8 protein-coding genes, 1 tRNA gene and 1 pseudogene are annotated in these 12,380 nt (G+C 61.3%); 6 read left to right on the top strand and 4 right to left on the bottom strand.

Annotation, left to right across the window (positions count from 1 at the left end; all coding sequences use genetic code 11):
- A partial coding sequence (locus NW863_RS03195) for a zinc ribbon domain-containing protein (RefSeq protein WP_414364339.1) occupies nt 1–447 on the top strand: 447 nt, incomplete at its 5' end.
- Between the two features lie 130 nt (nt 448–577).
- Here NW863_RS03195 and ftsH read toward each other — a convergent pair.
- Nucleotides 578–2,476, bottom strand: coding sequence for an ATP-dependent zinc metalloprotease FtsH (gene ftsH / locus NW863_RS03190; protein ID WP_414364337.1), 1,899 nt, complete (start codon nt 2,474–2,476; stop codon nt 578–580).
- Nucleotides 2,477–2,979: 503 nt separating this feature from the next.
- Between ftsH and NW863_RS03185 the strand changes: the two genes are divergently transcribed.
- The 5 genes from NW863_RS03185 (at nt 2,980) to NW863_RS03165 (ending at nt 10,981) form a co-directional block, all read left to right on the top strand.
- A complete protein-coding gene (locus NW863_RS03185) occupies nt 2,980–4,203 on the top strand; it encodes an aminotransferase class V-fold PLP-dependent enzyme (RefSeq protein ID WP_414364335.1) in 1,224 nt (407 codons plus the stop codon).
- A 153-nt stretch (nt 4,204–4,356) separates the two neighbouring features.
- Nucleotides 4,357–6,996 carry a TIGR03960 family B12-binding radical SAM protein gene (locus NW863_RS03180; RefSeq protein ID WP_414364333.1) on the top strand — a complete coding sequence of 880 codons (2,640 nt, stop codon included), beginning with the start codon at nt 4,357–4,359 and terminating at the stop codon, nt 6,994–6,996.
- 1,019 nt (nt 6,997–8,015) lie between these two features.
- The gene (locus NW863_RS03175; protein WP_414364331.1) at nt 8,016–10,166 is read left to right on the top strand and encodes an Rne/Rng family ribonuclease; all 2,151 of its coding nucleotides are present in this window, start codon (nt 8,016–8,018) and stop codon (nt 10,164–10,166) included.
- 82 nt (nt 10,167–10,248) lie between these two features.
- Nucleotides 10,249–10,890, top strand: a complete 642-nt coding sequence (locus NW863_RS03170; RefSeq protein ID WP_414364329.1) for a ribonuclease HII — start codon at nt 10,249–10,251, stop codon at nt 10,888–10,890.
- A gap of 17 nt (nt 10,891–10,907) precedes the next feature.
- A tRNA-Arg gene (locus NW863_RS03165) sits at nt 10,908–10,981 on the top strand.
- 63 nt (nt 10,982–11,044) lie between these two features.
- Here NW863_RS03165 and NW863_RS03160 read toward each other — a convergent pair.
- The 3 genes and pseudogenes from NW863_RS03160 to NW863_RS03150 all read right to left on the bottom strand — a co-directional run.
- Complete coding sequence (locus NW863_RS03160) at nt 11,045–11,479, bottom strand: LptA/OstA family protein (RefSeq protein ID WP_414364343.1); 435 nt, start codon at nt 11,477–11,479, stop codon at nt 11,045–11,047.
- A 323-nt stretch (nt 11,480–11,802) separates the two neighbouring features.
- Entirely contained in the window at nt 11,803–12,144 is a 342-nt protein-coding gene (locus tag NW863_RS03155) for a gas vesicle protein (RefSeq protein ID WP_414364327.1), read from the bottom strand.
- A 32-nt stretch (nt 12,145–12,176) separates the two neighbouring features.
- Nucleotides 12,177–12,380: pseudogene (locus NW863_RS03150) on the bottom strand (gas vesicle protein GvpN); the annotation flags it as partial.

Raw genomic sequence — 12,380 nt, 5'->3', positions numbered from 1 at the left:
GTTGTCAACTCCTGCCTAGAGCACTCTATTGGGAGAATTATCTTTGGCTGGAACCAAGGGCAAAAGCAAGAGTGCAATCTAGGCAAGAGCAACAACCAAAACTTTGTCTTCATTTCCACCGAGCGGTTGAAGGAGCGCATGGAGGAGCTATGTCAACACTACGGCATTGAGTTTATCGAGGTGGATGAGGCGTACAGTTCCCAAGCCAGCTCCTTGGATGGGGATGAGCTACCCAACTACGGTGAAAAACCCGACCGGTGGCAACCTTCTGGGAAGCGGGTAAAGCGGGGGCTGTACCAAACGGCAAGAGGGTGGTTGGTGAATGCGGATGCCAATGCTGCCGCTAACCTGCTGAGGAAGGTAAGCAGAACCTTGGGGCTTTGTCTCAAGGGACTGTCTAGGGGCGTCTTGACAGCGCCTTTGCGAGTCCGTCTGTGGACTGTGTAAGAATCCCCCGACTTTAGTCGGGGGGAGTGTCAACAGTTGACGACAGCCGCAAAAGGAGAGGGCAGTTGCCGGGCGCCAACCCCAACAACCACCCTCCTAAGCCAATCAATCCAGCAATGGGAGGGGATCCCTAGGCAGTCTTCGGGCTGGGCAACCCGATCTTCTCCGGGATGGGCACATATTCTGCCACAATGGCCCGAAACTCGTCCCCATCTAGGGTTTCCCGTTCCACCAAGGTGTCGGCCAGGCGATCCAGCAGAGCACGGTGCTCCAGCAAGATTTGCTTGGCTTTCTGGTAGCAGCTCTCCAGGATTTGCCGCACTTGTCGGTCGATCTTGGCGGCCACATCTTCGGAGTACTCGACGCGGTTCATCCAGCCACCGCCCAAAAAGACTTCGTTGTTGGGCGGATCCCACATCAGCGGCCCCAACTCGGACATCCCAAAGCGGGTCACCATCTGCCGCACCAGGTTGGTGTTTTGCTGCAGGTCGTTGCTAGCCCCCGTCGTCACTTCCGAGTAGCCGAAGACAATCTCCTCAGCTGCCCGACCACCAAAACCGACCACCACCCGATCCAAAAGCCAGGCGCGGCTGTACATGCCGGAGTCGATCTGCTCCTCGTTGGGCAGTTGCTGGGCAAAGCCGCCGGCACCCCCGGAACGGGGGATAATGGTCACCTTGTTCAAGGGATCCGCGTGGGGCAAGAGGGTCATGAGCAGGGCGTGGCCGCACTCGTGGTAGGCGATCAGGCGCTTGCTCTTCCCGTCCAACAACGGCGGCTTGGTCAGGCCAATGGTGATGCGATCGATGGCGTCGTCGATGTCCTGGTTGGTGATGGCCTTGTGCTGACGGCGAGCCGCCAGGATGGCCGCCTCGTTGAGCAGGTTGGCCAGATCAGCGCCGGCAAAGCCAGGAGTGCGGCGGGCAATGGCCTCCAGGCTGACCTCCTCCGCCAGCTTCTTGTTGCGGGCATGGACGCGCAAGATCTCGTAACGCCCCTTGAAGCTGGGCCGATCCACCGTAATCTGGCGATCGAAGCGCCCTGGCCGTAGGAGCGCCGCATCCAGCACATCCGGGCGGTTGGTTGCAGCAATAACAATTACGCCCGAGTTGCCTTCAAACCCATCCATTTCCGTCAGCAACTGGTTTAGGGTTTGCTCGCGCTCATCGTTGCCGCCGCCGATGCCAGCCCCCCGCTGCCGACCCACGGCGTCGATCTCGTCGATGAAGACGATGCAGGGAGCATTCTCCTTGGCCTTCTTGAAGAGATCCCGCACTCGCGAGGCTCCTACGCCAACGAACATCTCCACGAACTCGGAGCCGGAGAGGCTGAAAAAGGGCACTCCCGCCTCACCGGCAATGGCTTTGGCCAGGAGGGTCTTACCCGTCCCAGGCGGCCCCACCAACAGCACGCCTTTGGGGATCTTGGCCCCTACGGCAGTGAAGCGCTCCGGCTTCTTCAGGAAGGTAACCACCTCTTGCAGCTCTTCTTTGGCCTCCTCGATCCCGGCTACATCGTCGAACTTGACGCCGGTTTTGGCTTCCATCTGGAAGCGGGCCCGCGACTTGCCGAAGTTCATCGCTTGTCCAGGGCCGCCTGCTGCTCCGCCCGCGCGGCGCAGGAACAAGAACAACCCCCCCAGCAGCAGCACCGGGATGACCAGGTTGCCCAAGATCGCCCAGAAGGCGCTGCCATCGCGGGTAGGCACTACGGCCACCTCGATCCCCTGCTCGGTGAGGCGGTCCACCAGTTGCGGCACAGTGTTGGGTAGCAGGTTAACCCGGTAGCGGGTAGAACGCTGCGTTTGGGGGTCGACAGCCGTAACTTCGGCTACCAGGTTGTTATCGAGGAGGCGCACATCGGTAACTCGCCCCTCCTCGACGTAGCGCAAGAAGCGGTCGTAGGTGAGGGCAGAGGCCAGAGCGGCGTAGGCAGGTGGTGGCTGCAGCACCAGGCCGGATCCCTGCCAGAGACAAAAGCCCAGCACGAAGGCAATTAGCCAGCGCTGGGGGGATAGAGGCTTGTTCATAGAGAAGAGGAACACCCGGTTATTAAAAGTCCTTCAACAAACTTAACCTGTCGCTCCCCCAAGATACAACCCTGCCGCAGCCTTGATAAAATGCTCGCAGCCGCAGTGAACGACTCCCGACACTCATCTTCGTTGAGCAAACACAACATGGCTGACGCCACGCTGCGCGCACCGATAGCGTACGGCCTTCCCGCTTCCCAGACTTGTTGGTACAGAGGTCTCAGCGTGCTGCTACCGTGTGACCCACGGCGGGAAACTCTCCAGAGATTTAACTTGTTCGCCTCACTTGTAACATGAACGGCTTTTATCCCGACACTGATTGGCTCTTGAGTCAACACAATTCACCCATACAGTGCGGGGCTTCCCGCCAATGAAGCTAAAGAACTCTCCTCCAATCCGATGGTCTGACCGCAGCCCTGTCCATCTAGCTTTGACACTTTTAAGTTTCCGGGCAAGCTGCTTGGACGCGGATCCCAGATTTTTGTAACCCAGGCGGCTCAGCCATGTCTTTTTCCTCAAGTGCCAGATCGGATCCCTGCTGCTTGGAAGCGGCTGCCAGTGCCGAGGCACCGCTTTGCGACCGCTCGTTGTGGGGGCTGGATCCCCAGGCCATTTTTTTGAATCACGGCTCTTTCGGTGCGACCCCGAAAAAGGTGTTGCAGGCCCAAAGTGCTTGGCAAGAACGCCTAGAGGCCCAGCCGGTGCAGTTTATGGGGGAAGAGCTGCCGCGGGCTTTGCGGGCGGCGGCGGCAGAGCTGGCCCAGTTTGTCGGGGCCGAACCGGAAAATCTCGTGTTTGTGGAAAATGCCACTGGCGGCATCAACACGGTGTTGCGCTCGCTGTCGTTTCGGCCAGGGGATCAGATTGCCTGTACCAACCATGGCTACGGGGCTGTCCGCCAGGCGTTGCGCTATGTCTGTGAACGCTGGGGGGCCGTGCTGGCGGAAGCGCAGATCCCCTTCCCCATTGCGGGGCCGGAGCAGGTTCTGGCAGCATTTGCAGCCATTCTCACCCCCCAGACTCGGCTGGCGGTGGTGGATCACCTCACCTCGCCCACGGCCCTGATCTACCCCTTGGCGGAGCTTGTTGGCCTCTGTCGGCAGCGCGGGATCCCGGTCTTGGTGGACGGGGCCCATGCGCCGGGGGTTCTCCCGCTGGAGTTGGAAAGCCTAGGAGCCGATTGGTACACCGGCAACGCCCACAAGTGGCTGTTTGCCCCCAAAGGCTGTGCCTTTCTGTGGGTAGCCCCCCACCGCCAGGCCCAAACCCATCCCCTGGCCATCTCCCACGGCTATGGGCAAGGGTTCACAGCCGAGTTCGACTGGGTGGGCACCCGCGATCCCAGCGCTTGGCTGGCCATCTCGGCAGCCCTGGCCTTCATCCGGGAGCTGGGGGTGGAGAGGCTGCGCCGGTACAACCACACGCTGCTGCTGCAGGCGCGGCAGTTGCTCTTGGAAAAACTGGAAGGGATCCCACCCGCCCCTGAGAAGATGTTGGGCTTCATGGCGACCCTGCCCTTGCCACCCTTCTGGCAACAGTGGATCCCGGAGCTGCCCTTGGCGGAGCGGGCCCGCCGCCTGCACGACTACCTCTGGCAGATGCACCGCATCGAAGTTCCCATCATTCCCTTTGCCGGCCAGCTTTGGGTGCGCATCTCGGCCCAGGTTTACAACCATTTGGCTGAGTACGAACAGTTGGTGCTGGCCTTGCAGCGGTTGCCGAAGTGATGTGCGCCCTCACCCCCAACCCCTCTCCCAGAAGGAGAGGGGAGATGGGGTTGAGAAAGAGTTTTGCTGTTCTATCCGCCCTGGGTTTGGGCTGCCGGGAAAGTTCGGCTAGAGTCAGATCAGTAGCTGCGTTCACTTCTTGCTCGGATCCCCATGCTCTCTCCGGCTGCCACGCAAGCCCATCTAGGCCCCATCGATCTGGATCGCCTGCTCACGCCTGAGATCCAGCGGCCAGCCCGCTACTTGGGGAAAGAATTCGGCGCCGCCCACCGCCCCTGGGACTCGGCGCGGGTGCGTTGGGTGCTGAGTTACCCAGAGCTGTACGAGGTGGGGGCTTCCAACCTGGGCCACATCATTCTCTACAACATCCTCAACGCCCAGCCGGATCAGTTGTGCGACCGCACCTATCTGCCAGGCCCGGATTTGGCGGCCCGGATGCGGCAGTTGCGGATCCCGCTGTTTGCCGTAGAATCGCGCCGCCCCTTGCGCGCTTTCCATATTATCGGCTTCAGCCTGGCCTACGAGCTGGGGGGCACCAACATCTTAGAGATGCTGGATCTGGCCGGGATCCCGCTCAAATGGTGGGAACGGCAAGCCTTCACCCCGCAAGAGTGTCCCCTGATCTTTGCCGGTGGGCCGACCGCCACCTCCAACCCAGAGCCCTTTGCCGACTTTTTTGACTTCTTCGTCTTTGGGGATGGGGAAGAGGTACTGCCGGAGATCGGCCGGGTCTTGGCCGGATCCCTGCACAAGCCCCGCCGAGAAGTGCTCTTGGAATTGGCTCAGGTGCCGGGGGTGTACGTGCCCCAGTTCTACGAGGGGATCCCGCCCCGACCCATCGTGCCCGGCGTGCCGGAGCGTATTCGCCGCCGCGTAGCGCTGCCCCAACCGCAGTACTCCATTGGCCTAGTGCCGCTGGTGGCAACGGTGCACGACCGCCTGGTGATGGAAGTGCGGCGGGGCTGTACCCGCGGCTGTCGCTTTTGCCAGCCGGGCATGCTCACCCGTCCAGCCCGCGATGTGGAGCCGGAAGCAGTAGTGGAAGCGGTGGTGCAGGGCCTGCGCAAAACCGGCTACAACGAATTTTCCCTCTCCTCCCTCAGTTGCTCCGACTACCTTTCCCTGCCGGCGGTGGGGGCCGAGCTGCACAACCGTCTCCTTGGCCAGCAGGTTGCGCTCTCGCTGCCCAGCCAACGGGTGGATCGCTTCGATGGGCAAATTGCCGCCATCATGAAGGGATCCCGCCGCTCCGGTCTGACCTTTGCCCCAGAGGCGGGCACGCAACGGCTGCGGGACATCATCAACAAGGGCCTGAGCGATGCCGACCTCATCCGTGGCATCCGCACCGCCGTCCAGGAGGGCTGGGACAAAATTAAGCTTTATTTCATGATTGGCCTGCCCGGCGAGACCGACGCCGATGTCATTGGGATTGCCCGCACTGTCGAAATGCTGCAGCGAGAGTGTGCAGCCTTGGGTCACAAGAAGGTGGAGTTTACCCTCACGGTCTCCAACTTTGTTCCCAAACCCCACACGCCCTTCCAGTGGCATCGGGTAGACTACGCCGACGTGCAGCGCAAGCAGGGCCTGCTGCAAAAGGAACTGCGACGGCTGCGGAGGGTCAAGGCCCACTTCACCGATATCCGCTTCAGCATCCTGGAGGACTTTATCGGCAAGGGGGATCGCTCCCTGGGCCGCATGATCGAGCAGGCCTGGCGGGCCGGCGCTGGCCTGGACGCCTGGTGGGAAAACATCGACGCCGCCTATGCTGCCTGGGTGAAGGCCTATGGTGGCGAAGCCGTGGATCCCAGCGCCGACCCGGTTGCCCTTTGCGCCCATCTCCCCATGCGCGAGCTGGGTTTGGAGGATCCCTTGCCCTGGGATCACATCGATACCGGCATCGACAAAAAATGGCTACAGAAAGACTACCACCGCGCCCTGGAAGCCATCACGGTGGAAGATTGTTCCTTTGAGAAGTGCTCCGCCTGCGGCATCTGCGGCCCCGGCTTTGGCCACAACATCGTTATCCCGCCCCCGCCCGTCCCGCCCCTGCAAAGCCGGCCCACCCCCACCCCGGATCCTCTCGAGCCAGAGCCGCCCGCCCAGCGCTTCCGCATCACCTACGGCAAAACCGGGGATCTGCGCTGGCTGGGCCACCTGGATCTGATGCGGCTGTGGGAACGGGCCTGTCGGCGCGCCGGCTTGCCCTTGGCCTTTAGCGGCGGCTATCACCCCATGCCCCGCCTGGCCAACGCCAACGCCCTGCCCATCGGCCAGGAAGGCTATGGGGAGATCCTCGATCTGGAACTCCTGGCCCGCCCTGGGGCTCCCTTTGCCCCGGAGGAGCTGCGCGCCCTGCTTGCCGAGCAACTGCCCCCCGAAATCTCCATCCAGGCCATTCAAGAGATTGGCCTGCGGGATCCCTCAGCCACCGAAGCCGTCTATGCCGCCGAGTATCAGCTCACTGTTAGCTGCGAGTCGCCTACTGCCAATTGGCCTGCCTGGGTTACCCAGATCCTGGATGCGCGGGAAATTTGGATTGAGAAATCTTCCAAGGCGGGCAAAGCTTCCCTCTTCAATGCCCGTCCCCTGCTTTACTACCTAGAGTTCCAGGGCTTAGCCCCTGACGGCAGTGCCTGCCTCTTCTACCGCGGCAGTTGCCGCAACGACGGCGCTTACCTGCGGCCCGCCCAACTGCTGCAAATGGCCGAGGCCTTGGGCCTGCCCCGCTGGACGCTACAGATGGCCAAGCGGCTGCGACTGCTCTGGGACAACGGCACCTCCGATCCCAACTGAGGAGCAGCCCCAGGATCAACCGGACAAAAAGGAGACCAAGGCTGCTTCCCGTCCCTGTCTGGGCTGAGGGATCCGACGAGCGCTATTTCTATTGCTGGCTTCTGCCGCTGCAGGGCTTGCCAGGATCAACCTGGCCAAAGGCAGGGCAGGCATCTTCTGAAATGGAGACACAGAAAGATAACTTGGCAGCCCCATACTTTTACTTTAAGGTGGAGCCGAAGAGACCATGGGCAACTCTGGTTGCTCGCCAATGGTGCTTATAGAGTTAGTATACTTAGTGATGAGGCGTACTGTTTCCAGGCGAGCACCTAATCACGGTGAGAAAACCGGGCGGTGGCAAGCGCCTAGGGGATGCCAACGTCTCAGCCAACCTGAAAGGACTCTGTCCCGCTACGCGAACAGAAAAGTGAGCAGAACCTTGGAACTTTGCCCCAAGGAACTGTCTAGAGGCGGCTTGACAACGCCTTTACGAGTTCGTCTGTGGACTACGTAAGAATCCCCCACCTTCAGGCGGAGGGAGTGTCAATTCTAACTCAGTACCCAGGTCAGGTAACGGGCGCAACAGGGCCCAGCTGATAGGTGGTACAGAGAGGTGTGCCCCTTTGGCCTGTCTCTAGCATTCTATTTTCCCCTGAAAAGGTGTTTCTTTCTGCGTGCAAACTCTGTCTTTCTGTGGATCTAGGCTGGCACAATTGGGCTTCTGCCACAAACCATCATCTAATTTCTTCTGGGGTGCCTGAGGCGGAGTGGTGTCATCTTGCCTCCCGAGCCTATCCATGAATCCCCATGCAAATCCCACCCAATCCTAAGGATGCGATGAGCTTGGATTCACCTCATCGATGGTGGAGTGGAAGCCCAGCAAATCGGTCATCCTCCGTCAAAGTAGAGCTTAGGGTAATGGACAGCCCCATGATGAATCGATTTTGGCTAATTGAGCGGATCCCGACAAAAGAACAGCACCTCGCCGCAAGGAGGGTTCAATCCACAACCGCAGGCCCTGGGGGCGGGGAGGAAGGTTAATGCCCAGGCAGATTGTCATTGACGAGCAACATCGCGTCGCTGCTGTCTTCGCTGAAGACCAAGTGCAAGAGCTGATTGTTGCTAGTGGCACCCACCAGGTGGGAGATGTCTACGTCGGGATCATCGAGAACGTCCTGCCCAGCATCGACGCTGCCTTTGTCAACATCGGCTCCGGCGAACGCAACGGCTTTATTCACGTCAGCGACCTAGGCCCGCTGCGCCTTAAGCGCAACCATGCCTCCATCTCCGAGCTGGTTCTGCCCCAGCAGAAGGTGCTGGTGCAGGTGATGAAGGAGCCCACCGGCAACAAAGGGCCACGCCTCACCGGCGATCTGGCCTTTCCAGGGCGGTACTTGGTGCTGCGACCCTACGGCAAAGGGGTTCATCTGTCCCGCCGCATTGAGGATCGGGAAGAACGCAATCGCCTGAAGTCGCTGGCCATTTTGATCAAACCCCCGCAGATGGGCCTGTTGGTGCGCACCGAGGCCGAGGGGGTATCTGAAGAGGCGATGATCGAAGACCTGGAGCAATTGAAAAAGCTCTGGGAGGATATTCAACAGCAGTATCAGGCGGCACGAGGGCCAGGGCTGCTCAGCCGAGACGACGATTTTATCCAGCGGGTGCTGCGGGACGTTTACTCGGAGGATGTAAACCGTATCGTTACCGACTCTGTTGCTGGCGCAAAGCGGGTGCGCAGCTATCTGCAAGGTTGGAACAAGGGCCAGATGCCGCCCGGCGTCGTGGTCGATGCCCACCGTGATCCCACCCCCATCCTGGAGTATTTCCGGGTCAATGCAGTCATCCGGCAGGCGCTGCGACCGCGGGTGGATCTCCCCTCCGGTGGCTACATCGTCATCGAGCCCACCGAAGCCCTGACGGTGATCGATGTCAACTCCGGCTCTTTCACCCAATCGGCCACCTCTCGCGAGACAGTGCTGTGGACAAACTGTGAGGCGGCCACCGAGATTGCTCGTCAACTGAGGCTGCGCAACATTGCCGGCGTGATCGTGGTGGATTTCATCGACATGGATTCCCGCCGCGACCAGTTGCTGGTTTTGGAGCACTTCAACAAGGCCCTCGCCCACGACAAAGCCCGCCCTCAGGTGGTTCAGTTGTCGGAATTGGGGCTGGTGGAGCTCACCCGCAAACGGCAGGGGCAAAGTCTTTACGAGATCTTCGGCCACTCTTGTCCTACTTGTGAGGGGCTAGGGATCCTGGCCCGCCTGCCAGGAGCTGAGCCAGGACGGCTGTTGACGGTCGAAAGTGGCCTGCCGGTAACGTTGCCTACTGAGGGGGAGGAGGGCGAAGAGGACGGTTCCAGCCCAAGCCTGCTCCAGGAGGGCGACTCGCAGCGGACGCGTCTGCGGCTGGGGAGCGATGGGGTGTCGCGAACCGAAGGCCGTGTCTCCTTGCGCCGCTCCCGTCCCACCCCAGAACAGCGACCGGATCTGGAGGAACCACGGATTGAGGTGGGGCGCAAACGCCCCCGCGACGAGTGGGTGGATCCCCGCGTAGGCCAGCGCCCAGTTTCCCGGAGCGGGGACATTGGGGCAGAAGGGGGCAGCCTGGAGCCGCCGGGGGAAGATCTCTTGCCGCCGGCAGGGGGCGGAGCGGAGCAGAAGCGCAAAGAATCCCGGCGTCCTGACTGGGGAGAAGATGCGGAAGAGCAGGGTTCCCGCAAAGACCAGTCCGCCTCTGGGCGATCCGCTCGCGCCGGTGGGGTGGAGTTCCCAGAAAGCCGTCCAGCCCGGCAAGCCATTACTGTGGAGATGACCCCCTTGCAACAGCGGGTCTACTCAGAGTTAGGGCTGTCGCCGCTGTTGCTCCTGGATCAGCCACCGCCCTCAGGCCGCGACACAGTGGTGATGGTGGCCCTGCCGGGCACTGTAAAGATGGCCAGCCCGGAAGAGGCGGAGGCCGGTGCAACTTCTGGCAACGGCACGGCGGAGAGGTTTCCCCCTGAAGCCGCCGCTTTGCCGGAGCAGGAGCCGGTGAATACTCTTCCCCCACCAGAGCTCCCCGAGTCGGAAACTCCGCCTCTGTCATCAATGGCGGAGCCGGCGGCAACGGTGACGCCCCAGGAGGTAGTCATCGACCCGTCTCAGCAATCTCCGGCAGCCTCCAGACGACGGCGCTCCCGCAGCAGCTAGCCAGCCCGTTGAGCCCGGGAGCAAACCCCGCCGTTGGTCAGTTGGCTCAGTCTAGAGTATCGTTGACTCCAGAGCTTGGGGTATGGACAAGGCAGCGCAACCCAGCCTGAGGTGGGAGGGATCCCTGTGGCAACGAGGGATGCAGCGCGTGGCGGGGGTGGATGAGGTGGGGCGAGGGGCTCTGGCCGGGCCGGTGGTGGCAGCAGCGGTGATCTTGCCGGCCCATCTGGAGCCGGAGGCGCTGTCAGGGGTGAAGGACTGCAAACAACTGCGCCCGCCGCAGCGTGCCTACTGGGCGGAGCGGATTGCCCAAGTAGCCCTGGCCGTAGGCATTGGCAGTGCCTCTGCTGCCGAGATCGACCGGCTCAACATTCGCCAGGCCACGCTGCTGGCCATGCAACGGGCGCTGGCGCAGGTGGGGGAAGTGGAGCACATCCTGCTGGATGGGTTGCCGTTGGCAGAGCTGGGATCCCGGCAGACGGCGATGATCAAGGGGGATCAGCTCAGCCTCTCCATCGCCGCCGCTTCTATCGTGGCCAAAGTCTGGCGGGATACCCTGATGCAGAGCTGGGATCAGCAGTACCCCGGCTACGGCTGGCGCACCAACGTCGGCTATGGCACCCAGGAGCACCGATTGGCGCTGCAGCGCTTGGGGCCGAGCCCCCAGCACCGCCGTAGCTTTGCTCCCCTGCGAGACTTGCAGGCAGGCGAAATTGGAGGGTAGGATAGGGGCTATGCACTGCCCACGTAGCTCAGCGGACTAGAGCACTGGGTTCCGGTCCCAGGGGTCGGAGGTTCGAATCCTTTCGTGGGCGTTTCTTCCAGAAGCCGACAGCGGAGGAGCACTTCTCTCAGCAGGATCTGGATCTAAGCCTTAGCTAGGGGCTTGCAGTTGGTTCCGGTAGCACATAAACGGACTCCACCTGGCCTCCTGCTGCTGGCACGGCCTGGATGGTGCCTTTTTCGATGTGATAGATGACCTTTTCTGCTTGCAACTGATTTTCCCCTTGGCGGATGGTAACCTGGCCCTCCAGCTCGATTCGCTGCTCCTGGCTGTAGTACACTGCTCTCTGGGCGCGGGCCGTGAGGCGCTCGGCAGGGAAGCTGAGGGTGACGTTGCCGGTGGCTACAAACACCCCCGTGTTGGCATTGGCCTCCTGGACATCGGCGCTAATGCTGATGGCACGCGGGCTTTGCCCCCAGGCCAGGCTGGGGATCGCCAGCAGCAGCGCCACCCCCACCGCCCAGGCCAGCCCCCTTAGCTGGCACCTGTTTCTCTGCTCAAGGTCGATCCCAACCGCCATGCGCGTCACCTCAATCAAACCACCCCACCTGCCAGTCTAGCCTGGGATCCCTGGCCCCGCTGGTGGGGCAGTGTGTTAGCTTAATCGGCGCGAAGCCCCGCACTGTATGGGTGAAGAGCCAATCAGTGTCGGGATGAAAGCCGTTCGTGCTACAAGTGGGGAGCACAAGTTAAATCTCTGGAGAGTTTCCCGCCGTGGGTTGCAGGGTGGCCGCACGCTGAGACCTCTGTACCAACAAGTCTGGGAAGCGGGAAGCCCGTACGCTATCGGTGCGCGCAGCGTGGCGTCAGCCATGTTGTGTTGACTTAACGAAGATGGGTGTCGGGAGTTGTTCACTCCTTACCATTGCCTCCCTTGGGCAAAGCTTGGGCCAGTTGCTTTTCCAACTCGCTGACCCGCTGCAGCAACTGGCGGTTGGTTTCCAGCAGCTCCCGCGCCTGGCTGCTGAGATAGGGATCCGATTCCCACCAGTTGATCCCAATCTCCTTGGCCTTGTCCACCGAAGAGATCAGCAGCCGAATGCGGACATTGAGCAGCTCCACATTGCCCACCGAAACGGTGATGTCTCCAGCAATAACAATGCCCTTATCCAGCACCCGCTCCAACACGTCGGCTAGCGAGGAGCCGTGAGTGGCCGTATTCAAGGGTTGAGAGCTAATCGGCACAGGGTTCATCGACCTCCAGAGCGCACCCACAGGCAGAAGACCTAGCCAGGCAGTTGGTCTAGCAGATAATTCAGCAACTGGGATCCCTCTTCATAGCGCTTGCCGGCCCGGGGCAACAGCACGTCGGCACACAAAGCGCGAAAGTCGGCATTGTCTTTGCTCACCGCTAGCTCGTGCTCCTTGACGATGCGCCCGATCATCAGACAACTGCGCAGGCTAGGGTGGCGGGTCAAATCCAGCTTGCG

Source organism: Synechococcus sp. B60.1 (assembly GCF_047462555.1).
Taxonomy (GTDB): Bacteria; Cyanobacteriota; Cyanobacteriia; order Thermostichales; family Thermostichaceae; genus Thermostichus.
Note: the sequence above shows the minus strand (reverse complement) of the source record. Positions and strands in the feature narration are given on the sequence as shown.